24 protein-coding genes are annotated in these 22,971 nt (G+C 64.3%); 13 read left to right on the forward strand and 11 right to left on the reverse strand.

The window, feature by feature from the left end; all coding sequences use genetic code 11:
• The first annotated feature begins 241 nt into the window (after positions 1-241).
• Positions 242-724, forward strand: a complete 483-nt coding sequence (gspG, locus tag VIF40_RS11430) for a type II secretion system major pseudopilin GspG (protein ID WP_331937641.1) — start codon at positions 242-244, stop codon at positions 722-724.
• Positions 725-740: 16 nt separating this feature from the next.
• On the forward strand, positions 741-1,706 hold the full coding sequence (locus tag VIF40_RS11435; RefSeq protein WP_331937642.1) for a type II secretion system protein GspK: 966 nt from the start codon (positions 741-743) through the stop codon (positions 1,704-1,706).
• A gap of 36 nt (positions 1,707-1,742) precedes the next feature.
• On the opposite strand, the gene gspD is transcribed toward VIF40_RS11435, so the two are convergent.
• From gspD to VIF40_RS11465, 6 genes are all read right to left on the reverse strand, one after another.
• On the reverse strand, positions 1,743-4,085 hold the full coding sequence (gene gspD, locus VIF40_RS11440; RefSeq protein ID WP_331937698.1) for a type II secretion system secretin GspD: 2,343 nt from the start codon (positions 4,083-4,085) through the stop codon (positions 1,743-1,745).
• A 118-nt stretch (positions 4,086-4,203) separates the two neighbouring features.
• Positions 4,204-4,770 carry a hypothetical protein gene (locus VIF40_RS11445; protein WP_331937643.1) on the reverse strand — a complete coding sequence of 189 codons (567 nt, stop codon included), beginning with the start codon at positions 4,768-4,770 and terminating at the stop codon, positions 4,204-4,206.
• Positions 4,767-5,303, reverse strand: a complete 537-nt coding sequence (gspM, locus tag VIF40_RS11450; RefSeq protein WP_331937644.1) for a type II secretion system protein GspM — start codon at positions 5,301-5,303, stop codon at positions 4,767-4,769. Before gspM ends, VIF40_RS11445 begins: the two co-directional genes overlap by 4 nt.
• 70 nt (positions 5,304-5,373) lie before the next feature.
• On the reverse strand, positions 5,374-6,498 hold the full coding sequence (locus VIF40_RS11455) for a PilN domain-containing protein (RefSeq protein WP_331937645.1): 1,125 nt from the start codon (positions 6,496-6,498) through the stop codon (positions 5,374-5,376).
• An 80-nt stretch (positions 6,499-6,578) separates the two neighbouring features.
• Positions 6,579-7,409, reverse strand: coding sequence for a hypothetical protein (locus tag VIF40_RS11460; RefSeq protein WP_331937646.1), 831 nt, complete (start codon positions 7,407-7,409; stop codon positions 6,579-6,581).
• 152 nt (positions 7,410-7,561) lie between these two features.
• On the reverse strand, positions 7,562-8,128 hold the full coding sequence (locus VIF40_RS11465; protein ID WP_331937647.1) for a DUF1190 domain-containing protein: 567 nt from the start codon (positions 8,126-8,128) through the stop codon (positions 7,562-7,564).
• Between the two features lie 239 nt (positions 8,129-8,367).
• Between VIF40_RS11465 and VIF40_RS11470 the strand changes: the two genes are divergently transcribed.
• From VIF40_RS11470 to VIF40_RS11490, 5 genes are read left to right on the forward strand one after another with little or no spacing between them, the layout of a single operon-like run.
• Positions 8,368-10,104, forward strand: coding sequence for a GspE/PulE family protein (locus tag VIF40_RS11470; protein ID WP_331937648.1), 1,737 nt, complete (start codon positions 8,368-8,370; stop codon positions 10,102-10,104).
• A 1-nt stretch (position 10,105) separates the two neighbouring features.
• Positions 10,106-11,326, forward strand: a complete 1,221-nt coding sequence (locus tag VIF40_RS11475) for a type II secretion system F family protein (RefSeq protein WP_331937649.1) — start codon at positions 10,106-10,108, stop codon at positions 11,324-11,326.
• On the forward strand, positions 11,323-11,787 hold the full coding sequence (locus VIF40_RS11480) for a prepilin-type N-terminal cleavage/methylation domain-containing protein (protein ID WP_331937650.1): 465 nt from the start codon (positions 11,323-11,325) through the stop codon (positions 11,785-11,787). The genes VIF40_RS11475 and VIF40_RS11480 overlap by 4 nt, the downstream gene beginning before the upstream one ends.
• Positions 11,772-12,206 (forward strand): prepilin-type N-terminal cleavage/methylation domain-containing protein, encoded by a 435-nt coding sequence (locus VIF40_RS11485; protein ID WP_331937651.1) that lies wholly within the window; start codon positions 11,772-11,774, stop codon positions 12,204-12,206. The genes VIF40_RS11480 and VIF40_RS11485 overlap by 16 nt, the downstream gene beginning before the upstream one ends.
• Positions 12,203-12,817 carry a type II secretion system protein gene (locus tag VIF40_RS11490; RefSeq protein WP_331937652.1) on the forward strand — a complete coding sequence of 205 codons (615 nt, stop codon included), beginning with the start codon at positions 12,203-12,205 and terminating at the stop codon, positions 12,815-12,817. Before VIF40_RS11485 ends, VIF40_RS11490 begins: the two co-directional genes overlap by 4 nt.
• A 7-nt stretch (positions 12,818-12,824) precedes the next feature.
• Here VIF40_RS11490 and VIF40_RS11495 read toward each other — a convergent pair whose 3' ends face one another.
• Positions 12,825-13,433 carry a prepilin peptidase gene (locus VIF40_RS11495; RefSeq protein ID WP_331937653.1) on the reverse strand — a complete coding sequence of 203 codons (609 nt, stop codon included), beginning with the start codon at positions 13,431-13,433 and terminating at the stop codon, positions 12,825-12,827.
• A complete protein-coding gene (locus VIF40_RS11500) occupies positions 13,430-13,780 on the reverse strand; it encodes a hypothetical protein (RefSeq protein ID WP_331937699.1) in 351 nt (116 codons plus the stop codon). The genes VIF40_RS11495 and VIF40_RS11500 overlap by 4 nt, the downstream gene beginning before the upstream one ends.
• A 417-nt stretch (positions 13,781-14,197) precedes the next feature.
• Between VIF40_RS11500 and VIF40_RS11505 the strand changes: the two genes are divergently transcribed.
• Entirely contained in the window at positions 14,198-15,004 is an 807-nt protein-coding gene (locus VIF40_RS11505; RefSeq protein ID WP_331937654.1) for an ABC transporter, read from the forward strand.
• 76 nt (positions 15,005-15,080) lie between these two features.
• Here VIF40_RS11505 and minE read toward each other — a convergent pair whose 3' ends face one another.
• The 3 genes from minE to minC are packed head-to-tail and all read right to left on the reverse strand — an operon-like array spanning position 15,081 to position 16,975.
• Entirely contained in the window at positions 15,081-15,362 is a 282-nt protein-coding gene (gene minE, locus VIF40_RS11510; RefSeq protein ID WP_331937655.1) for a cell division topological specificity factor MinE, read from the reverse strand.
• On the reverse strand, positions 15,359-16,174 hold the full coding sequence (minD, locus tag VIF40_RS11515; RefSeq protein WP_331937656.1) for a septum site-determining protein MinD: 816 nt from the start codon (positions 16,172-16,174) through the stop codon (positions 15,359-15,361). The genes minE and minD overlap by 4 nt, the downstream gene beginning before the upstream one ends.
• Positions 16,175-16,189: 15 nt before the next feature.
• Complete coding sequence (gene minC, locus VIF40_RS11520) at positions 16,190-16,975, reverse strand: septum site-determining protein MinC (protein WP_331937657.1); 786 nt, start codon at positions 16,973-16,975, stop codon at positions 16,190-16,192.
• 437 nt (positions 16,976-17,412) lie between these two features.
• On the opposite strand from minC, the gene VIF40_RS21480 reads away from it, so the two are divergent.
• The 5 genes from VIF40_RS21480 (at position 17,413) to VIF40_RS11540 (ending at position 22,795) form a co-directional block, all read left to right on the forward strand.
• Positions 17,413-17,772 (forward strand): hypothetical protein, encoded by a 360-nt coding sequence (locus VIF40_RS21480; protein WP_414684790.1) that lies wholly within the window; start codon positions 17,413-17,415, stop codon positions 17,770-17,772.
• 553 nt (positions 17,773-18,325) lie between these two features.
• A complete protein-coding gene (locus VIF40_RS11525) occupies positions 18,326-18,649 on the forward strand; it encodes a hypothetical protein (protein WP_331937658.1) in 324 nt (107 codons plus the stop codon).
• Between the two features lie 128 nt (positions 18,650-18,777).
• The gene (locus VIF40_RS11530) at positions 18,778-19,884 is read left to right on the forward strand and encodes a glycosyltransferase (protein ID WP_331937659.1); all 1,107 of its coding nucleotides are present in this window, start codon (positions 18,778-18,780) and stop codon (positions 19,882-19,884) included.
• Positions 19,881-21,470 (forward strand): glycosyltransferase family 1 protein, encoded by a 1,590-nt coding sequence (locus tag VIF40_RS11535; protein ID WP_331937660.1) that lies wholly within the window; start codon positions 19,881-19,883, stop codon positions 21,468-21,470. The genes VIF40_RS11530 and VIF40_RS11535 overlap by 4 nt, the downstream gene beginning before the upstream one ends.
• Positions 21,467-22,795 carry a glycosyltransferase gene (locus tag VIF40_RS11540; protein WP_331937661.1) on the forward strand — a complete coding sequence of 443 codons (1,329 nt, stop codon included), beginning with the start codon at positions 21,467-21,469 and terminating at the stop codon, positions 22,793-22,795. Before VIF40_RS11535 ends, VIF40_RS11540 begins: the two co-directional genes overlap by 4 nt.
• Positions 22,796-22,971: the final 176 nt, after the last annotated feature.

Here is a 22,971-nt window from a genome sequence, read left to right on the forward strand (position 1 = left end):
TCATCGGCTCGTCGAACCGGGCTCCGGGCCCCGCGATGATTCGGAAAGCATCGCCGCATCGTCATGCTCGCCGCTGCGAAATCACTGCGGGCGAGACATGCTTTCATGTCGACCCGATGACGCGAGGCGCAAAATCCTCCGATGCGAAAGGCTCCCCGCGACTGGACTCGTCGCCCTGCTCTGCCTAGTCTGGCGACGTCTCACCGCGCGTGAAACGCACAGCCCCGAGAAACCCGGTCCGATGCGATCCTCATTTCCGCTCAAAGCCTCGATCCATTCGCCTCGCCCGCTTCGCCGCGCGGCGCGTTCCGCGCGCGCCGGCTATACGCTGGTCGAAATGCTGGTCGTGCTGGCGATCATCGGATCGATCGTCGGCCTCGTCGGTCCGCGCGTGCTGAATTATCTTTCCGAGTCGAAGGTCAAGACCACGCAGATTCAGATGGAGAATATTTCGAGCGCGCTCGATCTGTTCTATCTCGACGTCGGCCGCTATCCCTCGACCGAGGAAGGACTCTCGGCGCTCGCCCGCCGGCCCGCCGGCGCGACGGTCTGGAACGGCCCCTATCTGAAATCCGCCAATGTTCCGAAAGACCCTTGGGGACATGATTATCTCTATCGCGCGCCCGGCCAGAACGGCCCCTTCGACATAGGCTCGCTCGGCCCCGAGGGACGCGAGGGCGGCGCGGGATCGATCACGCGCAGCCGCGACACGGCGGCGCGCTGACGATTCGCTCTTTCCCATGTCCGATGTTCTGTCTCGCATGTCCGGCGGCCGACGAAAGATCGACGAAAGAAAAGGCTTCGCGCTCCTCATCGTGATCTGGGGCCTCGGCGTCATCATTTTGCTGATGACCTCCTTCATGGCGACGGCGCGCCTGCGCCTGCGCGGCGCCGCTGACAACTCCGCGGCGATAAAGACGCGGCTCATCGCGGACGGCGCCGTCAATCTGGCGATCCTCGGATTGCTCGCCGAGCAAAAGCCGGCCAATCCCTTGCAGATGGAGGCCGTCGTCCACGACGGAGCGCCGCGCTTCTGCACGCTCGCCGGCGCGGCGGTGGCCATCTCGATCGAGGACGAGAGCGGCAAGCTCGATCTCAATGCGGCGTCGGCCGCGCTGATCGAGTCTGCGCTTCGCGGCTTGGGCGCCGGCGACCCCGGCGGCCTCGCGCGCGCGATCATCGGCTTTCGTGAAACGCAGGCCTCCGAATTCGCGCGTCTTTCCGCACCGCCGCCGTCGTCGGACCGGCCCTTCGCGACCAAGCATGCGCCGTTCGAAACTGCATTCGAGCTCGATCAGGTCGACGGAATGAACCCGCAGCTGCTGCACGCGCTGCTGCCCGTCGTCACCGTCCATTCGCACAGCGTCGGCGTCGATGCGCGATCGGCGCCGCCGGCGCTCTTCGCCGCGCTCGCGCGCTATCCGACGGCCGACGTTCTCGCGCTCGTCACGAGCCCATTTCCGAACGGCCTCGATCGCCGCGATCCGCGGTTTCCCCCGGAATATCGTCAGAACGGCGCCGGCGGCGGGACGTTTGCGATTCATGTGGAGGCCGCTCTTTCCGCTGGAGCGATCTCCGTCGAGGAAACGATCGTCGCTCTGCGGCCGAACGAGCGCCTTCCGTTCACCATCCTCGAAACGCGACGAGCGCCGGCGCGCAACCGCGACAGCCTGCTCGACGCCGGCGCCGCATCGCCGCCCTGCTGACGAGCCTTCCAACGCGGAACCGGCGTTGGAAAGGCTCTATTCGTCGAGCAGCACGCGCCGCGCCGTTCCTTCGATATTATGGGGGCGCACCTTCGCGCGCGTCGAAATGTGCAGCAGCTTTCGCTTATATTCGTCGGTGATGTCGCGCGCTTCGCCGAGCGTGCGCACGACATGCGGCGTGATCATGATGAGCAGCTCGGTCTTGCCGGCGGAGTCGGTCTTGTCCTTGAAGGCGTTGCCGAAGAACGGCACGTCGCCGAGCACCGGCACCTGGCTGGAGCCGCGCGTGCGCGAATCCTGAATGAGGCCGCCGAGCATCAGCGACTCGGCGTCGTTGACGACGACCTGCGTCTTGACGCGCCGCTGCTGGATCGTCGGCGTCGTCGAGGTCGTGCTCGTTCCCGGCGCGACATTGGAGACCTCCTGTTCCAGCTCCAGCATCACGCGGCCGCTCTCGTTGATATGCGGCGTGATGGCGAGAATGACGCCGGTGTCGCGATAATTGACGGAGTTGAATGTGGTGACGCCGCCCTGCGCCGTCGCGCCCGAGAGCGTGGTGACCGGCACCTGATCGCCGACCTGGAGAACCGCCTGACGATTGTCGAGCACGGTGAGCGAAGGCGTCGAGATGATGTTGACCTTGGTGATCTGGTTGAGCGCGTTGAGCGTGACTTGCGCGCTGGCGGCGCGAAAAGCGTAGGCGAATCCCGGAAACGCCGCGCCGACCGCCGCACCGAGCAGATTATTGCCGAGCGCGTCATTGGCCGCCGGCGTGCCGGCGTCGCCGTTGGAGAAGCCGCTCATCGAGGAGTTCTTCTGCAGGAACCAGCGCACGCCGAAATGCAGATCGTCGTTGAGCGAGACCTCGGCGATCGTCGCCTCGATGAACACTTGATTCGGCAGAACGTCGAGCTTCTCGATGACGCGCAGCAGACGCTTGTAGTCCTCCGGCGTCGCCATCACCACAATGGCGTTCTTGGCCTCGTCGACCGCGATCTTGAAACGGCTGTCCTCGCCGAGCGACGAGCCCGCGGACGTCTGATCCTGCGCGCTATTCGCGCTCGATGCGCCATTCGCCGCGCCCGATCCGGAGCCCGCTCCGCCGCCGATCGACGATCCGCCGAAAGCGCCGCCGCCGCCGCCGGAGCCCAGCGGCGAGATCGCGCCGAGTTGTCCGGACGACGAGCCTGCGCTCGACGAGCCGAGCCCCGAAGAGCCGAAGGCGGACGAGCCGCTGGAGCTCGTCGACAGTCCGCCGGAAGTGGAGAGCGCCGACGATCCGAAACGCGGCGAGACGTCATTGCTCTTGGAGACGCCGGCGTCGCGCCCGAACATGGAGCCGACGACCTGCACCAGCTCCTTGGCCGGCCGATTCTGCACGCGATAGCTGAAGAACTGCTTCTGAACGCCCTGCGCCCGCGCATCGAGACGCTCGATCCAGGCGCGCGCCCGCGCGAGATAGCCGGGCTGCGGGGTGATCGCCAGAATCGCCGACAAATGCTTATTGCCGACGAACTGAATCATGCCGTTCATCGGCCCCTCGCGCTCGGAGCCGAAGACCTTGCGCAAATCCTCGGCGAGCGCATCTGGATCGGCGCTCGTCACCGGCACGACCGCGAAGGACATGCCGCGCATCGTGTCGACGTCGAAGAGAGCGATCGCATCCTCGAGCGCGACGATCTCCTGCGCGCTGCCTGTCAATGTCAGCGTGCGGCGCTGATCGTCGGCGCGCACGACGGCGCCTTGACGCGTGATCGGCTCGAGAACGCGCTTGAGCTCCGACGCCGAAACATAGCGCAAGCGCACCACGCGCGCGCCGCTGCCCAGACGCTCGGCGTCGAGCGGCTGCGGCGCGACGGAGAGGGCGGCGCCGGCCGCCGCCTGATCGAGCGGCACGATCTTATAGACGCCGTCATTCTCGACGACAGCGGCGCCGGAGACCCGCAAAGCGGATTGGAACAATTCGATCGCAACGGATTTTTTGACGGGCCGCGCCGTATGCACGGTCACCTTGCCGTCGATTCGCGGATCGACGACATAATCGACCCCGACGATATCGCCGAGCACGATTTTCGCCGCTTGAGCGATGGGCAGATTGGCGAGATTGAGTGTTACGCCGTCTTTCTCGTCCCGCGCATCGTCTTTCCGCCGCGCCACGGCGTCGCCGATGAAACGTCCGCTGCCGACGATCGACTCTGCGCCGCCCCGCCCACGCGCGGCGGAGACGCGATTCGCCGCGCCACGGCCCGGGGCGTCGGCGCCGTCGGCGAGCGCCTCACGACTCCATTCGGCGACCGGAGGATCGCTCGTGCTCTGGCAACCAGAGGCCGCGACCGCCACCAGGGCGAAGAGACTCGAATGTAAGAAGCGCAACCGCACATTCGCCTCTGGAATGCAGTCCAATAGATAAGCTCACGCCACCTAACATGATTGTCGGTCCTACGCCACTCGCCTCATTGCGAAACACAGCGCAGAAAACGACGCGCGCCACGAATTTCTATTGCTCCGGATAAAGTTGCAGGCGCGCCGATTGCGCGCCATTGACGAGCTTCAACTCCAATTCTCCGACCTCCGCGATCGTCCAGCCCTGCACGGCTTCACCGAGCGTGAGCCAGCGGCCTTCCGGATCCTCGCCCGAAATGACGAAAGCGCGCACCGATGCGCCGGATCTGACGATCGCCTCGAGCGACAGGCCGGCAGGCGCCGAAGGGATTCTCGCAAAACCATCGCCGCGATCGGCCTTGGCGGCGATCGGGCGCGGACGTCGCGATTTCCAGAAGATGGGGCGCGACAATGTCTGCGCGTCGTCGCGCGCGAGCGCCGTGCGGCCGGAGGCCGACGCCAGCACGCTCGGCGGACGCCAATCCGATTTCGTCGGCGACGGCGCGTCATCGGGCCCGATCACCGACAATAGCGCGAAAGCGAAGGCGGCGACGTCCAGCGCCGCCAGCAGCGCGAGCAGCATGACGGCGAGCGGCGACAGCCGCAGCTCGCGCGCCACAGCGCGAAAACGTTCGGCGAGCGCCCGCGTCGCCAGCGCCCGAATCGTCCGCGCTCTCGTCATGAGCGCTCCTTGGGCGACGCGCCGCCGAAGACGTCGAATTGCGCCGCGAGGATTCCATCGCTCGCGGCCTGCGCGCCCCAGACCGGCATTTGACGGCGCAACGACGCCGTCAGCACGAGCAGCAAAGGCGTCTCGCTCTCGAGCGAGCGGAGCAGCGCATGCAGCGCCTCGATCGAGCCGCTCACATCGAGCCTCGCGCCCACCAGAGACGCGCCATTCACCGTCTTGGCGGGCAGCATGCGAATCGAGTTCACCGTCGCGCCGGCTCGATCGGCGGCGGCCTTCAGCAGCGCTTGAAGATTGGCGTTGACGACGCCTTCCGACGCGCCGGAGAGCAATTCGCCCTGCGCATTGCTCTCGGCCACCTGCTGCGCATAGAGCCGCACCGCCTTCTCCTGCATGGCCACGGCTTCATAGCGCGCGAGCGTCGCGCGCCGGTCGACGATCGCCTCGGCGCGCTCGCCGAGAAACGCGCGCAGAGGCGCGACGACGACGAAGAACAGCAAGAGCGCCGCAGCGGCGTCGACGCCCAAGAGCAGCGCGCGCCGCGACCATTGCGAATGCGAGAGGGATGTCGGGATCAGCGGCGTGGGCCCTTCCGGCTCATGGGTTGCATCTCACTTTCGCCTGCAGCGAAAAGCTCTCGCGCTTCTCGATCGGATCGGGCGTTATCGGCGCCGTCAGCTTCGCCTCGGCGAACAGCGGCGAACGATCGATCAGCGCGGGGAGGCTCGCCGCGGAATCGGCGAGGCCGACGATCTCGATGGAGCGCTCGCCCTCGCGCGCTTCGACGAGGCGCATGTCCGAGACGAACACGCCATCGGGCAAGAGCCGCGAGACTTCCTCCCAAAGGTCGGCGAAGGCCGGATATTTCGCACGCTCTTCGCGAAGCGTGGCGAGCAGGCGGCTCTCGGAGGCGGCCTGCTCGGCGATTTTGCGCGCATCGGCGGCGCGGCGCGACACGTCGACGATTTCGGCGTCCAGCGCGGAAGCGTCACGTTCCTGTCGCCAAACCGTGACGGCGACGCCGATGACGAGCAATGCGATCGCGACGAGCGCGAGGATCAGCGCGGCCCTGCGCTCCCAATGCGGCGCCTCGACAGCGCGGCCGACGGCGAGAGAGGGAACGAGAGTCGCGCCCTCCGGCGCCGGCTGCACGATGTCGAGATCGTCGACGGACAGGCCGGAGCCGTCGAGCAGAGCCGGCAGCAGATCGCGGCGCAAAATCCATTGCTCGACGGCGAGCTTGCCCGGCGCTTGCGGATGCGGCTCGGCGATATGGCCATGCAATATGTCGGCGAGCAGGAAGGGCGTCTTGCGCTCGACCTCCGCCGCGAGAAGGCGCGGCAGATCGGGCTGCGCGGCGAGCGGCGCGTCGAAACGCCGAACGAAAAACGCCTCGCGTGGAACTTCCACGACGATCTTCGTCGCCGCGCGCGTCGCGCCTCGGCGCTCCAGCGCCTCATCGACCGACGTGGCCGAAATCTCTTCCGCCGAGACCGGCTCGGCCAGCTCCTGCCCATCCGCGGCGAGCAATTGTAGCGGCTCGCGGCTCGGCCCGACGCGCAGCAGCAGGCGGCGTTCGCCGCGGTCGAGCAGAAAAGCGAGCGTGGATGGCGGAAAGAGCGCGAAAAACTCCGCGCGATGCCAATTCCATGCGCGTCTCGCGGCGCTCGCCAGCGAGCCCTCGAAAATTTCCTTGCGCCAGATGGACGATGAGGACGACATCGAGACTCCGACGCGAATGACATATCCACACGAAACGGGGAGCGGCGTCGCGCTCCCCGTCGCAACGCGTCAGCCGGCGTTCATTGAACCGCGGGCAGAGTGGTGAGAACCGGCGTGCCATTGCCCACGCCGACGCAATTGGGATGACCCCAGCCGTGGGCGCTGACGCCGCCGACAATATCGAAAACGATATTGTCGGGCTTGGTCGCATCGTCGCTCACGCCGCCGACGCCCGTCAGATAATCCAGATTGAGGCTGTGGCGCGCTCTCCACGCGACCATATGGTCCGTGCAGGAGGTGTCGCCGCTCACGCCGATCGCGCCGACCTTGACGCCGTTCGGCCCATAGAGCGCGAGGCCGCCGCCGAACACGTTGACGCCGCCGATCGCATCGCCGACCATCGGATCGTTCTGCTGGCCGAAGGTCCCCGGATCGGCCGGGCGGCCGTTCTTCTGCTCGTAAGCGGCGTCCGGATCGACCGGATTGCTGAACTGCAGGCCAAACAGGCTGCCGCCCGGCTGCACCGCCGAATAGAGATTGGCGGTCGAGAGCGCGAGGCCGGCGGTTCCCACGGCGCTGTTGCTCGGCGTCACGCCTTTGCCGAGGCTCAGCCCATTGGCGGTGTTGGCCTTCTGCGCCGAGATGACGCGGCTCGCGAGCCATTGGCTCCGATAGTCGGCGCCGGTGAAGGCGACGGCGCAGACCGTTCCGTCATTGGCGATGATCGTCCCCCACATATGCAAGCCGAGGCCGTTGTTGCCGGCGACGCCGCGCGCGCCGGCCAGCGCCGAACGCAACTGCGACCAGGACGGTAGATTCGTGCAAGAATTATGACGGTCATGGGCCAGAGCGGTCGTCGACGACAGCGCGATCAAAGCGCCCGCGAGCGTCAGTTTCTCTGTGATTTTCATAGTTCCTCCCCAAACTTCTCGTTTTCAAGTGAAGTAAAGATATACAGAATCGTCTCTAACACAGACGCGCTCTAGCCGCCAATCCCGGGAGGCGTTCTCCTCCCCTAGCGGCGCTCTCCTCGCATGATGACAAAATCCGCATGATGACAAAATCATTGGACGAAGGGCGCCGCGCGCAGGCGTTGACGCCGCGCCGCTGTCGATTCGCGCGTCGCCGGCTCTCCCTCGTCGCGAAGCGTCGGCGCGTCGACGTCGACAATCTCGTCGTCCGTGACGCTCTCGGGGCTGTCCTCGGCGCTCTTCGCCTTCACATGAAAGCGCCCTACGGGCAGGATCGGCGCGAAGCCCGCGGCTAAGCGATGCGTGGGCTCGATCGATCGCGAGATCGGCTGCGCCGCGAAAGCGCGAGGCGGCGTCTCGACGGCGAGAATCGGCATGACCGACGGCTCGCGGCCGCCAGTCATGATCTCGACGCCGAGCAATGTCGGCCGATACGCCTCCTCGGCGCCGGCGTCTTTCTCGCAGAGACGATATTTCGCCTGACATTTCGAGCGCGTCGCGAAATTTTGAATGCGCTCGCGCAATTCGACGACAGAATTGGCGAAAGCCGTCTCGCAACTTCGTCGCGAGAAGCGCCCGGAAGCGGCGCAAGCGTCGACCGTAGCGAATAAATATGACGTTCCCGTCTCCGCGCGCGCAGCCTCGATGGCCGCCGGCATGATCGCCGCGCAAAGACATGCGATAAGAGATGCGCGCCGGGCCCTCCTGCGGAGGCGGCGTCCCGGCCGGACCGACTCCGACGACATTTACGCACACTCGTTCGATGCTCGGCGCGATTGCGCCTGAAACGCGGCGAGGCTACCATCCGATCCCGCATAGCGCCAGAGCCCTGTCCAGTCCCCTGGCGCCCGGCGAGAGAGCGGCCGGGACGTCCAAATTTTTCGAGCGAGTTGTCGCAATGATCGACGGCGTATATTCGCGGGGGGCGCCACACCGGCCGAACGCTCAGGGCGGCGCGCTGCTGGAGGAGTTCGGCGCCTATCTGCTGCGTGAGAAAGTCGTCGACGAATTGGCTCTGCAACGCTCGCAACGGGCCGCGCGCCAGAGCGGCGAGCGCTTCGACCATGTGTTGACGAAGCTCGGCCTCGTCTCGGAAAACGATCTCTGCATTCATCTCGGCGCATTCCTGCGCATTCCCGTGATGTCCGCGGAGGAGACGCCGGGCGAGCCGGTGCTCGAGGCGAAAATCCCGAAAAAATTCATCCGCGCCAACGGCATCCTCCCGCTCGCCGCGACTGGCGAGCGGCTCACCCTCGCGGTGACCGATCCGCTGGAGAATGGCCCGATGGAGGCGCTCGCCTATTCCACGGGCCTCACGCTCGAATTGCGCATCGCGACGCCGGCGCTGTTCGAGAAGGCCTGGGCCGGCCTCTATGGCGATCGCTCCGACGGCTCCACCCTCGTCGAGGCGGACATACGCGCGGAGGACGCCAGCGATTTCGATCTGCAGCGTCTGCGCGACATCGCCAATGAGGCGCCGGTCATTCGGCGCGTCAATCAGATCGTCGGCGGCGCGATCGAGGCGCGCGCCTCCGACATTCATATCGAGCCGGGACTCGACGCGGTGCAGGTGCGCTATCGCATCGACGGCGCGCTACGCACCGTCGACACGCTGCCGCCGGGGCTCAAAGCCGCCATCACCTCGCGCATAAAAATCATGGCGCGGCTCGACATCGCCGAGCGGCGGCTGCCTCAGGACGGGCGCATAAAGCTCGCCGTGCGCGGCGTCGATATCGACTTTCGCGTCTCGACCATTCCGACGGCGCATGGCGAGAGCATCGTGCTGCGCATTCTCGACCGCAGCCAGGTGGCGCTCGATTTCGACGCGCTCGGCTTCGAGCCGGACGTCATCGCCTCGCTGCGCAAGGTGATGCGCAGCCCCAATGGCATCGTGCTCGTCACCGGGCCGACCGGCAGCGGCAAGACGACGACGCTGTATACCGCGCTGAAGGAGCTCGCCAATCCGGACGTGAAAGTGTTCACCGTCGAGGACCCGATCGAATATCAGCTCGCCGGCGTCAATCAGGTGCAGGTGCAGCCGGCGATCGGCCTGGATTTTCCGTCGAGCCTGCGCGCCATGCTGCGCCAGGACCCGGACATCATCATGATCGGCGAAATTCGCGACGCCGAGACGGCGAAGATCGCCATACAAGCGTCATTGACCGGTCATCTCGTCTTCTCGACGCTGCACACCAACAGCGCTGTGGGCTCGATCACCCGCCTCATCGACATGGGCGTCGAGCCCTATCTCATCGCCTCGACGGTCAAGGCGATCATGGCGCAGCGTCTGGTGCGGCGCCTGTGCCCCGCTTGCAGCCGCCCGCTGCCCGAGCGCGCGCAATGGCGCAGCCGGCTGGCCGGCGAAGCCTTCTCGCATGCGCCGGAGCGTCTCGGCGCGCCGGTCGGCTGTCCGTCCTGCCGGCACACGGGCTATGCGGGACGCTCGACGATCGCCGAAATGCTGGTCATGGCCGAGCCCATGCGGAGGCTCGTCTGCGAGGCCGCGCCCGAGGCGACGATGACCGCGGCCGCGCGCGAGGCCGGCATGACGACGATGTATCAATGCGGCATGGGCAAGGCGTGGCGCGGCGAGACCAGCGTCGACGAAGTGCTGCGCGTGACGCAGGTCGATTGACATGTCCAATTTTCGCTATCGCGCCTATTCCTCGATCGGCGATCTGATCGAGGGCGACATAGAGGCGCGCTCGAGCGAGGACGCCGAGGACGCGCTGTGGCGGCGCGGCCTCACGCCGCTCTCGCTGCGCGAGACCGGAGCCGGCGCCAGGAGCTCGCTGCTGACGCTGCGCTTGGGCGCCCGCAAGCCCTCCCCCGCCGATATCGCCTCCTTCACGCGCGAGTTCGCGACGCTGGAGCAGGCGGACGTTCCGCTCGACCACAGCCTGCGGCTGCTGGCGACGCAGAGCGCCACGCCGGGCCTGCGCGCGCTGGCGGACGAAATCCTGCGGCGCATCGTCGACGGCGCCTCGCTGTCCGATGCGCTGGCGACGCGCGCCGATCTCTTCGGCCCCGATTACATCAGCATCGTGCGCGCCGGCGAGACCATGGGCAAGGCGGCGCAGGCGCTCACCGATATGGCCGATATATTGGAGCGCCGGCTCGAGATGCGCGCGCGCATTCAGAGCGGCCTCGTCTATCCGGCGCTGCTGATCGTGCTGGCGATCGTCTCGACGGCCGTCGTGCTCGGCACGCTGGTTCCCAATATCGCGCCGATTTTCACCGACAGCGGCCAGCCCATGCCCGGCGGCCTGCAATTCGTCATCGACGTCTCGGCCAATTGGCGATGGGGCGTCGGCGCCGTCGCGGTCCTCATCGCTCTCGCCGTGGCGCTGCGCAGATACGCCGCCGCGAGTCCCGAATTCGGCGTGCGCTTCGATCGCGCTCTGCTCGCTCTGCCCTATGCCGGCCCGCTGAGCGCCAAATTGCAGACGGCGCGCTTCGCCTACACGCTCGGCTCCTCGCTGAAGGCCGGCGTGCCGCTGCTACAGGGGCTGGAGAGCGCGCGGGCTGTTCTATCGGACCGCTATTTTTCCGCCGAGCTCACGAAAGTCATCGAGACGGTGCGCGGCGGCGGCGCGCTGAGCGCCGCGCTGGAGCGGATCGAGCGGCTTCCTCCGACGACGGCGACGATGGCGCGCATCGGCGAGGAGGCCGGGCGGCTCGACGACATGCTGCTACGTCTCGCCTCCATGTTCGAGCGGCAGACGCAGCGCAGCCTCGAACGCGCGGTCGGCCTCGTCACGCCGACCCTCACCATTTTCATCGCGGCCGTCGTCGGCGGCCTGGTGATGACGGTGATGGACGCCGTTCTCGGCATCAATGATCTCGCCCTGCGATGAGGGCCCCTTTCACCCGCGGCGCGATGCGCAGGCGCGGCTTCTCGCTGCTGGAGATGCTCGCCGTGCTGGCGATCGTGGCGCTGCTGGGGGGAATGGCGAGCCAGGTCGTGCGCCGGCCCTCGCCGCGGCTGCGCGTCGAAAGCGCGACGCGCTCGCTCTGCGCCGGATTGCGCGCGACGCGGATGCGGGCGATCGCCACGGCGAGCGAGCAGGCGCTGACCATCGATCTGCGGCGCAAAGCCTTCTTCTCACCCGCCATCGCCACGACGGCGCTGCCCGAGGACGCCGCGATCGAGCTCGCCGTCTCCGCGCGCGAGCGGACGGAGCCCTCGCGCGGCGCCATCTCCTTCTTTCCGGACGGCGGCTCCTCGGGGGGCGGGCTGACGATCGGACTGTCCGGCGCGCGCGCCGAAATTGCCGTCAACTGGCTCACCGGAGCGACGCGATGCGCCCTCCGTTAGCGCGTCCTCCGTCAGCGCTCCCTGCGGCGCGGCGCGGCTTCGCGCTGATCGAGGCGCTCGTGGCCTTTCTGATTCTGGCGCTGGCGCTGGGCGCCCTGCTCCAGGGCGTCGGACTCGGCGCCCGCAACGAGAGCCGCGGCGATTTTCTGCTGCGCGCCGCGCGGCAGGGGCGCTCGCAATTGGAGGGGCTCGGCGTCGCGACCCCGCTCGTCATCGGCGAAACCTCGGGTCGCTATGCGGACGGCCTGCTCTGGTCGCTGGCGATCGGCCCGTGCCGCTCGGCCGCTGACCCCGCAGGCCTCGCCGAGACCCTCGCCTGTCTCGCCGGACTCACCATACGCCGGCCGGGCGGCGTCGCGCCGGGCGATAGTCTGACCCTTCGCACCGTCAAGATCGACGCGAGCAGGCCGCGCCAATGAAGACGCCGCGCCGCTCCCGCGGCTTCACCCTGATCGAGGCGCTGCTCTCGATCGCGTTGATGTCGCTGATCGTCGGGACGATCGCCGGCGGCTTTCGCCTCGGCAAGCGCGTCTGGGAAACCGGCCGCGACTATGAGGGCGTCCAAGAGGTCGAGGAGGCCGCCGGCGCGCTCGAGGCCATTTTGTCCCGCGCCTTTCCCGTTCAGCTCAACAAAAGGGACGGCGCGCCGACCATCGCCTTCGACGGCCGCCCGGACCGGATCCGCCTGGTGACGACGAGCGATGGAGGCTCGGATTGGGGCGGACTGGCGTTGACGGAAATCTCCGTATCCGGCGACGATCTCGACCTGCGCTCCGGCGTGCTGCGGCCGGAGGCGTGGTTCGGCGGCGCCGGCGGTCCGGCGCGCTCGGCCATAGCGCTGCGCGACGTCGCGGTTTTCGAGCTCTCCTATTTCGGCTCGCCGGAGCCCAATGCTCCCCCGGTCTGGACGAAGAGCTGGGCGGAGCGCCTCACGGCGCCGAAGCTCGTCTCGGTGCGGCTGGCGGCCCGACGCAATGGCCGGCTGATCGACGCCTCCTTCGTCGTCCGGCTTCGCCAAAATCCCCTGTGACGCGCGGTCATCCCGGCTCGAGCGGCCCGAGGCTCCAACAGAGCCAGAAGCCGAGCGCGAGATGAGGGCCGAAGGGAATCGGCTGCGTCAAACGCCCGAGCGCCCCGTCGCGCGCCGCTATGAACGCCGAAACGAAAGCCGAGACGACCGCGACGAGGAGACAGCCGGGCAGTGCCGCCGGCCCCAGCCAAAGGCCGGCGAGGCCGAGCAGATGAGCGTCGGCGAGGCCGAGCCCGGCGCGTCCCCGCAGCAACCGATAAGCGGCGTCGATCGCCCGCAAGGCCCCATAGCCGCCGGCCGCCGCCGCCAGGCGCAACGCCGTCTCGTCGCCATCGCGCGGCAGCGTGGCGAGGCCGAGCAGCAGCAGAATGATCAGCGGACCATCGGGAATGACGAGATAGCGCGCGTCGAACACGGCGGCGAGCGCCAGCGCGCCGAACAGGATCAGCGTCGGCGCCGCCCACCAGCCGAGCTGCGCGAGATCGAGAAGCGCGACGGCCAGGCCGCCGAACGCGATCCAGGCGACATGCGCCAGCGCGCGCCCCTCGCCGCGCGCCGTCGCTATGGAGACCGCCATTTCGACGAGCGAGGCGCGGCGGCGCGCCGAGACGCTCAAATATCGACGAAGATCTCGCAGCCGAAGGCCGAGACGGGAAGATGCGCTTCGTCCAAAATCTTGTTCCAGCATCGCCCGACGCCGCTGATCGTCCGAAAGAGATAGACGCCGGTCTCATCCTCGACGCGCCGATCCGGGACGCGATGATGGCCGAGATAGTTGAAATAGGAGACCGCGACATCCCCGTGACAGCGGTAGAGAATCTGCCGCGACAGGACGAAGACGAAGCTGCGATCCTTCGCCTCGTTGACGCAATAGGAATAATGCGCGAGCGCCTCCGGCTCGACGCTGACACCGGACGACGCCGCGACGCCGGGCGCGCCGAGCAGCAGCACGAAAATCGACATCACACTCGGGGCTCTACGCATCGTCACGGCCCGCTTCGAAAGGATTTCGCCAGAAAGAAGCGTCGCTGGCGCAAACCGAGCCTATTTAAGAGAAAGCCGCCGACGGATCAAGAAACGAGTTTCGCGCCGCACGACGTGCGCCCAGCGCCGGCCCGAGGGAATATCTTGTCGCCGCGAATGGATTGAGATATCGACTCGATCGGCCAGAATGCGCCATTCGAGCGAATTCGCTCATCTTCGTGAAAGCGCGTCGCCGCCGGTGCGGCGCGCCGCCTCGCGTGAGCGCCGCGCCGCACGAGCGCCACATTCGAGACCTATTCGAGCGAGACCGATCCGACGCGGCATCCTTCGCCCCTGATGCGCGAAAGCGATTCGATCGTCGACTCGGACATCGCCGAAACCGAGTGGAGCCACGCCATGTACGCCGAGCTGAATGCGACATCGGAGTTCAAGGAGGCCTTTCGGCGCCAGCGCCACGTCTTGCTCGCTTTGATGTTGCGTAATATCCGCACGCGATTTTTCGGTCATGGCTTCGGCTATCTGATCGCGATCGCTTGGCCGCTCCTGCATTCCGTGCTCATCATCATTCTGTTCAGCCTCAACGGCCGCATGGCGCCCGTCGGAGAAAGCACGATGCTTTTCGTGGCGACGGGGGCCGTGCCGTTTCAAGCGCAGGCCTATCTGTCCACTTTCATGATGACCTCAGTGCTCATGAGTCGGCCGCTCTTCGCTTTTCCGGAAGTCAAAGTGCTCGACGCGCTGATCGCTTCCATCGTGCTGGAGTTTCTTTCTTCCTGCACGGTCGTTCTGCTCATCCTCCTCATCGGATGGGCGATCGGTGAGAATATGATGCCGCGGGACATCGAGCAAGCGGCCTGCGCCTATGGCTCCGCGATCCTTCTCGGCGTCGGCGTCGGCTTTTTCAACGGCACGCTGGCTCTGGCCATTCCAATATGGGCGATGCTTTTCGCGCTGTTCAGAATTTTGCTGTGGGCGGCTTCGGGAACGGTATTCCTGCCCGACAATCTGCCGGAACCCTATCGCACGATGCAGTCCTACAATCCGATCGCGCAATCGATCGAATGGATGCGCTTCGCCTATTATGATGGAGTGGGAGCCGGCTTTCTGGACCGCGCTTACGTCTTGGAGTTCGGAGTCACGACGATTTTCGTGAGTCTGCTTCTCGAACGAATGACGCGCGGGCATCTGCTGGCGTTGCGCTGACCGCGCGAAGACCACCCCGCCCGCGCTCCACGGAGCGCGAGCGAGCGGCATTCTCGCCGCTCGCTCCGGGACGGATTTACGCCGCTTCTTCGGAAATCGCGTCGCGCGCCGGAGCGTTCGCCGAGATCTCTATGTCGATCTCGAGCAGCGACACATTATCGCCTTCGCGCAGTTTCACCTCCACTTTGTCCGGATCGATCTCTATGTGCTTGGAGATGGCGGCGAGCACTTCTTTGTGCAGGAGCGCGACGAGATTGGAGTTGGACACCGACGCGCGCTCATGCGCGAGCAGAATTTGCAGACGCTCGCGGGCGACCGGCGCAGTAGCGCGGCGATTGAAGAAACTGAACAGCTTCATGCCGCCCTCCGACCAAAGAGTCTGACGAGAAGTCCTTTCTTGTCGGTTGGGATGTCCATCGGCACCTCCGCGCCGCACAAGCGCCTCGCGGCGTCGGCGTAAGCGCGCGACGGCGCGCTCGTCCCGCTGTGAAGGGTGACCGGCGTCCCGACGTTGGAGGCGCGCAGAACATCTTCGCTCTCGGGAATGATGCCGAGCAGCGGGATCGACAAGATCTCCAGCACGTCGTCGACATTCAGCATCTCGCCGCGCGCCGCGCGTCCCGCGTCATAGCGCGTCAGCAGCAGATGCTTTTCCATGCGCCCGCCCTTCTCGGCGATCTCGGTCTTGGCGTCGAGCAGTCCGATGATCCGGTCCGAATCGCGCACAGAGGAGACTTCCGGATTGGCGACCACCACGGCCACATCGGCAAAGCGCATGGCCAGCGTTGCGCCGCGCTCTATGCCGGCGGGGCTGTCGCAGACGATCCAATCGAAACGCTCGCGCATTTCGTCGATGACGCGGCGCACGCCTTCTTCGGTCAGAGCGTCCTTGTCCCTGGTCTGAGACGCGGGAAGAAGATAGAGATTATCGAGCCGCTTGTCGCGAATGAGCGCCTGATGCAGCTTGGCGTCGCCCTGCGCGACATTGATGAGGTCGTAGACGACCCGCCGCTCCGCGCCCATGACGAGATCGAGATTGCGCAGGCCGACGTCGAAGTCCACGACGGCGACCTTCTGGCCCGCCTGCGCCAGCGCTGCGCCGAGCGCTGCAGTCGACGTCGTCTTGCCGACCCCGCCTTTGCCGGAAGTGACGACCAATATCTTGGGCATTTTTTACCGTCCCTCTCAATCGAGTTTGGTGATTTTGATCGTTTCGTCCTCGAGCCTCGCGTGGACCGCGCGGCCGCGCACGTCGTCGCGAATTTCATCGGCCGTCATATAGAAGCCGCCGACCGCGAGAAGCTCCGCCTCGAGGCGCCGGCAGAAGATGCGCGCCCGCGACTCGCCATAGGCGCCGGCCATGATGCGACCGCGCACCGTTCCATAGACATGGACAGAGCCGCCCGCGATAATGTCGGCGCCGGAGGAGACGGAGCCGATCACGATCACGTCGCCATCCGGATGGAAAATCGACTGCCCCGAGCGCACCGGCGTTTCGACGACGAGCGGAGCCGCGCCCTTCTCCGGCGCCAAATCGATGATCGGCTCCGGCGAGCTGGACTCCCCGCCGCCGAGCGTCTGAGCGATCTCCTCGAATGCGGCCCGCTCGTTCGGCGTCAACGCGGCGATCTCTTCGGCGTCGGGCGCGAACGCCGCGCCGGAACCGAGGGAGCGGCCATTGGTGAGGATCGGCGGCAGGTCGTCGCAAGCCCAGGCGGGGTCGACGCCGGTCAATCCCATGATGCGGACGTGGCGCTCGGACAGCTGCTCCACGAGCTCCGCCACATTGTCGCGATCGAGGCCGAGCTTGGATACGTCGACCACGATCGCCTTGCGGGAAAAGAAGGCCGGAGAATGTTCGAGACAGGCGTCGAGCCGCTCGAACCATCCGGCGATCGGCGCGTCCGGCTCGAGGGCCAGGACCGGAAAGGATCGGCCACGAAAGCGAATGTGAGTCGAAGGTTGGGTCAACGGCGGACGCGCTCCAGCTGCGTCGTCATTTCACGCCGGCATGGTTAACAATGCGTTAACTTACCTAAAGGTAAATGCGTATCGATCCGCCGAGCGCCACGCGGTCTAACGACAAAGACGGAGGCGACAAGGACGCAGGCTGCGCGACCACCGATCCGGGCATTAACGTCGCGGTCCGCTCGCGTACGAGCTCGAGCCCGGACATGCTGACGAAGCGCAGAGGCGAATCTCGGATTGATTTTTCAGCGACCGGTCCTCGAAGATCGCCATCGTCAGAAACGCCACACGCGCGACATCGTCGAGCGGATCCATATGCGTCCGAATCAAAAGCGATCATTCCACCGTCGACAGCGCTCCCTCGCTCGGCCCGTCACGAACGGCTAGAACCGCCGGCCTGATAATCCGAGTCGACTGCTCCATCGGTTTCAACGAAACCGATGCTCAGAATACGGACGGCGGAACTCGCGAGTGTCGTAGACGCTTTTGTGGTCGTCGAATCGGAAAAATCGCACACCGGAGAACGCAAGCCAATTCTCTTCTCAGAAGCAATTCGAGATACGACAATCTATTGGGATGGATATTGTCATACAATTGCGATACATGTCGGACAATTTCCAGCAATATTTGTACTACTGTCGACTTTCTACGGTCATTATGAGCGCCTATGGCATAATTATGATATCCGATATCGACCAGATCCACCGCGCCTCTCGCGTTGCAGAACCGCAAAGCCTATTGATCGGCGGCACAAAAATCGTTATCTTCGAACAAATAATGAAATCATTATTACTGAATAACATATCGGCGGTCCAATTCCTGTTCTATTTCCGCGAGCCGATCGAATAGTCTGCGGCGTGACGCGCTCGGGGACGGACAATCGCCGAATAGCGCATCGACGCAAGGCGCCCACGGCTTCGGGGCCGAAACGCCTGAAGGGACCCGCGCGCGAATTGCCCGAAATAGGGAAACATCGACCGGCTCGGCGCACCTTAAAAGCGTCGCACAACTCATGAAAACGCAGCTCGCGTTCGCCATCTCCGCTCCAGGAGCTCGATCCGCCCCGACGGCGACGCCCGCTCGGCGCCGCTCGGATCGTTGGTCCGGCCCGCCATCCATATCATCTGCGCGCAAACGGAAGCTGCGCATTGACATCGCGATTGCTGTCATTGTACATCCAACGGTAAGAGCAACGAAAAATGGACTGCTCCCATGAATAAAGTGATATCGGTAACAGAGAAGCGGCGACTATCTGAATTCGCGCATGCGCTCGTCACGCGCGCGAGAACGCAACCTCAAAGTGAGACGTCGAGCGAGCTGCCGCCCCTTTCGTTCACGGGCAGCGTGTCGACGATGGATTCGCTGCTGTTCCATTTGACCGAGCAGAGAAATTACCTCCTCAAATTCTCCGCGCAGATTTCCGCGCAGATCACCACTCTCGCTTCGACTATCGATCGACTGTCGACGGAAATCGCGAAAGTCGGCGGAGAAGTGGACGGCCTGAGACGTGAGAGGGAGACGCTGCTGCAGGCTCTCGACGACGCGAAACAGGAGGTGGGCGATGTCGCCGACGCCGTGGTCGCCGGCGTCACACAGCAATTCGAGCAGCAGATGAAAGTTTTCGAGCCTCTGACGCGCTCGGGCTCGTCGACGGACAAGGGCCGTTCGGTCGGTTGATACAGCGTTTCTCCGAAGCGACGGAGAGCACTATGTTGTCGGCTCGATCGGGCGGGCCGGGATTTCGGAAGGGCCGCCGTCTCCGGCCTCGGTGTCTCGATGTCGAAATATCTGCCTGGTGAGGATGAATGTCACGTGTTGTTCAATATCATCCCTCAGTAATTAGCGCCGATGCGATCGGCGCCTCGATTTCCGCCCTGCATCAGACTCTTCGGGATCGCGGGGTCGCCTCCTATGTAGCCTGCGCCGATTCCACTATCGCGAATAGCGATTATGCGACGCTCTCGACGTCCATGTTGAAGCGCTTGGCTTGGCAGGACACAGATCTGCTCTTGCTGCATTATTCATTTTACAATGACGAGCTCGAACATTTGTTGGATCTGCCTGTCAGAAAGGTTCTCGTTTATCACAATGTCACGCCGGGCCATTTTTTTCGTGGTCAAGGCTCCATGAGCTGGCTGGGGGATATGTGCGACCACTCGCGCACGCAGTTGCGGCGTTTTGCGGGCGCATTCGAGAAAGGCGTCGGCGTTTCCGACTACAATTCGGCCGAGCTGAAAGAGTTCGGCTTTCGAAATCCAGCGACCATCCCGGTGTTTTTCAACAACGCATTCTTCGCGTCGCCTGAACTCGATAATCAATTATACTTCGATATAAAAGCCGCATCCGAAGTCAATATCGTGTTTGTCGGGCGTTTTGTGCCCAATAAGCGGCATGATCTGCTGATCGACACTCTCGCGGCCTATAAGAAGCTCTTCGGACGGTCAGCGTCGCTCCATCTCGCCGGCAAAATTTGGGGGGACGAATATTTCCATGCGCTGCTCGGGCGGGCAGTGCAAGGAGGCGTGTTGTCAGACATCAAGATTTATCAGAACGCGAGCGGACTGGCGATTAAAACCCTGTTCGCCGCGGCCGACGCGTTTATTTCCTTGAGCGAGCACGAAGGCTTCATGGTTCCCGTGCTCGAGGCCTTCACCGTCGGTTGTCCGGTATTGGCCTACGCAGGAACGGCGGTGGGCGAGACGATGGGATTTGCCGGAATCAAATTCGATACGCTCGACCCGGCAATCCCTGCCGGCTACGTCGAGCTCTTGCGCCGCGACAAGACTTTGCGCAACGATATCGTTCGCGAGCAGGTAAATCGAGCGACAGATTTCTACTCCGAAGCGACCGCGAGAAAGTGGCTCTCATTCTTGGAGGGGTTCGTCGACATCTCCACGGGGTTGAACGCATGATCATCGCATATGACGCCGGCGCCTTTCAGCAGTCGATCAATGGCGGAATATTCAATGTATCCGTCGGTTTTCTGAACGCCGCCGCCAGAGTCGCCCCCGATGTCGAGTTCATTTTTGTCGCCGATCCCTTTTTCGGAGAGGTGCGGGCAGATGCGATGGCCGCGCTATCCTTCACCCCGCGGGTGATCTATCGCAGCGTCCTGAAACCCTCTGGAGCCTATTCGCTTCTCACCGACAAGACGCGCGCGCGGTTCGAGGTCGACGGGAAAGTCGTGACGACGACCGAAACAGCGACTCCCGACGGAACATGGATTTCTTATGAGGGCGCCGTTCCTCGACATGCGATGTATCTGAGCAGCCGGTCGGTGCGCCCTGTCGACACGCTGAATTCGCCCGACTCCCGCACTCTCGGATTGGCCATAGACAAGATCGTCATCGAAACGGACGCGGGATCGCGCGAATATTCCTACGACGACGCCCGGCTGATCACAGGCTATCACGAGCCGGAGGTCTCTTGGCGCTGGACGAACGGATACGCCGAAATCCCGATGGCGTTCTTCCCACGGGTCGACACAGCCCGCGTCGCGGTGCACATCAGCCACAAGCTCGTCTATCGCCTCGCGGACGGGCGTTTCGACCGTCGCTTCAGCAGCGTCGCGCACGCCGCGATCGAGCAGCGGCGGGCGTTGAATTTGAAAGAACTGGGCCGCGAGCTCCGCGAATTCGGCGCAAGCGTCTATTTTGCGAATCATTTCATTCCGATCGCGATTCCCGGCCTCGCTCTGGCGAGCTGGGCGCATGACGTGATCCCAGTCTTGTTTCCGAATTTCTTCGGCAAGGACGCGATCGAAAATTTCGCGAACGTCCTCGACGTGTTCAAGCAAGCTGATCACATTTTCTGCAACTCCGACACGACCCGCAATGACATCATCACCAATGTAGGCGTCGCCCCGGAGCGTCTGACGACCACATGGATCGGGCCCGGCGCGATCGAGCGGCGTCCGCCTTCCGCGGTCGACGCCACGCTCGCGAAATATGCTCTGCCCAGAAACTATATTCTCAATGTGGGAACTCTCGAGCCGCGCAAGAATCAAGTTCGTCTGGTGATGGCCTATGATGAGTTCCGTCGCGGCGTCGACAAGCCGCCAGCGCTGATCATCGTCGGCTCCCACGGTTGGGGATATGATGAATTGATGAGGTTGATCAGAAGCAGCGGACTCTCGGAACATGTGAAAGTGCTGAGCGGCGTCGACAACAACGATTTATCGGCGCTCTATTCGGGAGCCATGTTCGTCGCCTATCCCAGCATCTATGAAGGATTCGGCATGCCAGTGCTGGAGGCGATGGCTTGCGGCGCGCCAGTATTGACCTCACAGGACACCAGCATGCAGGATATCGCGCGGAACGCCGCGGTTCTCGTGGATCCCCTGTCGGTGAGCTCGATCGCTCAAGGGCTTCGAGAGCTAGCCACCGATTCTGATCTGCGTTCCCGCCTCGCGTCAAAAGCGAATGCCGCCGCTTCTCGCTTCGACTGGGATCGCATCGCTAGAGCGGTCGTCGATGTTTTGAAGGAAATACGTCGATGAAGATCGTTGTCCTTTCCACATTCGACATCACCCCGGTCCGCGACGGCGGACAAACACGGTATTTATCCGTCTATAAGAATGTCGCCAAGGAGCACGACGTCACGCTCATCGCCTATGATTATCGGCAGAGCGCTCACATCAGGCGCTACAAGCTCGCCGAGCGCTTCGACGTGATTGTGTTTCCGGCCGCGGAGGGGGATCTGCACCACTTCTGGCACATTCTGGAGAAAACGAGACGTCTCGCTCACGACATTCTCTGCATCCGAGAGTATCATTTGACGGACGAGTTTGTGCGTGAGGCGCGGCAGATCATAGGCGCGGCGGACGTCGTTATCTCGTCCCATCCCTATTTCGCGCTGCTGGGCTTCGGATTCGCGAAACGAAACGCGATCAAGATATACGAGTCGTTCAATGTCGAGTATGATATAAAGGAACAACATTTTCGTGGCGGATTGGGCGAGTCGCAAATCGTCTCCTTCCAGGACACAGTGTACTATGCGGAGAGAATGGCCTGCCGTGAGGCCCATTTCGTCACCGCTGTGAGCGAAAGCGACGCCGACCGCATGGCCGCGCTGTATGACGTGCCGCGAAGCATCGTCTCCGTCGCGCCAAACGGCGTCGATTGCTCGCGATATCCTGTCTGGGACGAGGCCAGTCGGGCCGAGCTTCGAAGCAAGTTGCAGATCGGCGATAAAGCTTTGGCGGTTTTCCTGGGCAGCGGCTATGGGCCCAATGTCGAATCCTACATCAAATCGCGCGAATTGCTGGCGCAGGCTGGTTTCGACGGCGCCGTCGCTTTGATCGGCTCCATCGCGCAGGCGGATCGCACCGGTTGGGTCGAGGTTCCCTTCGATGAATTGTGGTTCGATTTCGTCGAGGAAGACCTCAAGATCGCATTGTTGAGCTCGGCCGATTTCGCTCTGCAGCTATTGTTCTCGGGCGGCGGGACCAATTTGAAGCTGTTCGACTATATGGCCGCCGGATGCCTCATCGTGGCGAATGAATTCGGCGCGCGCGGCGTCGCCGCCGAGGGATGGTATGTCGCGGCGCAGAACGAAAGCGACTTGCGCGCCCTATTGCAATCTCGCATTTGGGAGACGGACCGAGGCGCCGAGATCCGCGCGAAGGCGCGCACTATAGCCCACGAACAATTCGACTGGGCGATCATAGCCAAGCGCATCACTTCGCTCTTCGGCTCGCGTCTCGATATCGAGCCCTCGAGCAGCGATGTGACGCGCCTGCCCGCGAACTCCAGCGCGGCGCCCGCCGAACGCGCTGCGAAAGCGGAATTCGATGCTTTCGACCTCGTCGATCGAGCCTCGTAAGCCGTGACGCCGACATGCGGCGAACAAGCGCGATCCCCGGCCTCCTGGGGACGCCGGACTGCGGACGATGGAGGTTATTTTCATTCTCGACGCGTGCCGGGCGCCATAGGGCGACGGCGGGGCGCGACGACGACAAGCTCACATCGGCCGCCATTCTCCGAGCCATGATTTACGAA

This window comes from Methylosinus sp. (genome assembly GCF_036560965.1).
Classification (GTDB): Bacteria; Pseudomonadota; Alphaproteobacteria; order Rhizobiales; family Beijerinckiaceae; genus Methylosinus.

What these genes read in the sequence shown, in the direction of transcription:
- gspG (WP_331937641.1), top strand. Translation starts at nt 242, where the DNA reads ATGCGATCCTCATTTCCGCTCAAAGCCTCGATCCATTCGCCTCGCCCG.
- VIF40_RS11435 (WP_331937642.1), top strand. Translation starts at nt 741, where the DNA reads ATGTCCGATGTTCTGTCTCGCATGTCCGGCGGCCGACGAAAGATCGAC.
- VIF40_RS11445 (WP_331937643.1), bottom strand. Translation starts at nt 4,770, where the DNA reads ATGACGAGAGCGCGGACGATTCGGGCGCTGGCGACGCGGGCGCTCGCC.
- VIF40_RS11455 (WP_331937645.1), bottom strand. Translation starts at nt 6,498, where the DNA reads ATGTCGTCCTCATCGTCCATCTGGCGCAAGGAAATTTTCGAGGGCTCG.
- VIF40_RS11460 (WP_331937646.1), bottom strand. Translation starts at nt 7,409, where the DNA reads ATGAAAATCACAGAGAAACTGACGCTCGCGGGCGCTTTGATCGCGCTG.
- VIF40_RS11465 (WP_331937647.1), bottom strand. Translation starts at nt 8,128, where the DNA reads ATGCCGGCGGCCATCGAGGCTGCGCGCGCGGAGACGGGAACGTCATAT.
- VIF40_RS11470 (WP_331937648.1), top strand. Translation starts at nt 8,368, where the DNA reads ATGATCGACGGCGTATATTCGCGGGGGGCGCCACACCGGCCGAACGCT.
- VIF40_RS11475 (WP_331937649.1), top strand. Translation starts at nt 10,106, where the DNA reads ATGTCCAATTTTCGCTATCGCGCCTATTCCTCGATCGGCGATCTGATC.
- VIF40_RS11480 (WP_331937650.1), top strand. Translation starts at nt 11,323, where the DNA reads ATGAGGGCCCCTTTCACCCGCGGCGCGATGCGCAGGCGCGGCTTCTCG.
- VIF40_RS11485 (WP_331937651.1), top strand. Translation starts at nt 11,772, where the DNA reads ATGCGCCCTCCGTTAGCGCGTCCTCCGTCAGCGCTCCCTGCGGCGCGG.
- VIF40_RS11490 (WP_331937652.1), top strand. Translation starts at nt 12,203, where the DNA reads ATGAAGACGCCGCGCCGCTCCCGCGGCTTCACCCTGATCGAGGCGCTG.
- VIF40_RS11500 (WP_331937699.1), bottom strand. Translation starts at nt 13,780, where the DNA reads ATGTCGATTTTCGTGCTGCTGCTCGGCGCGCCCGGCGTCGCGGCGTCG.
- VIF40_RS11505 (WP_331937654.1), top strand. Translation starts at nt 14,198, where the DNA reads ATGTACGCCGAGCTGAATGCGACATCGGAGTTCAAGGAGGCCTTTCGG.
- minE (WP_331937655.1), bottom strand. Translation starts at nt 15,362, where the DNA reads ATGAAGCTGTTCAGTTTCTTCAATCGCCGCGCTACTGCGCCGGTCGCC.
- minD (WP_331937656.1), bottom strand. Translation starts at nt 16,174, where the DNA reads ATGCCCAAGATATTGGTCGTCACTTCCGGCAAAGGCGGGGTCGGCAAG.
- VIF40_RS21480 (WP_414684790.1), top strand. Translation starts at nt 17,413, where the DNA reads ATGCTCAGAATACGGACGGCGGAACTCGCGAGTGTCGTAGACGCTTTT.
- VIF40_RS11525 (WP_331937658.1), top strand. Translation starts at nt 18,326, where the DNA reads ATGGATTCGCTGCTGTTCCATTTGACCGAGCAGAGAAATTACCTCCTC.
- VIF40_RS11530 (WP_331937659.1), top strand. Translation starts at nt 18,778, where the DNA reads ATGTCACGTGTTGTTCAATATCATCCCTCAGTAATTAGCGCCGATGCG.
- VIF40_RS11535 (WP_331937660.1), top strand. Translation starts at nt 19,881, where the DNA reads ATGATCATCGCATATGACGCCGGCGCCTTTCAGCAGTCGATCAATGGC.
- VIF40_RS11540 (WP_331937661.1), top strand. Translation starts at nt 21,467, where the DNA reads ATGAAGATCGTTGTCCTTTCCACATTCGACATCACCCCGGTCCGCGAC.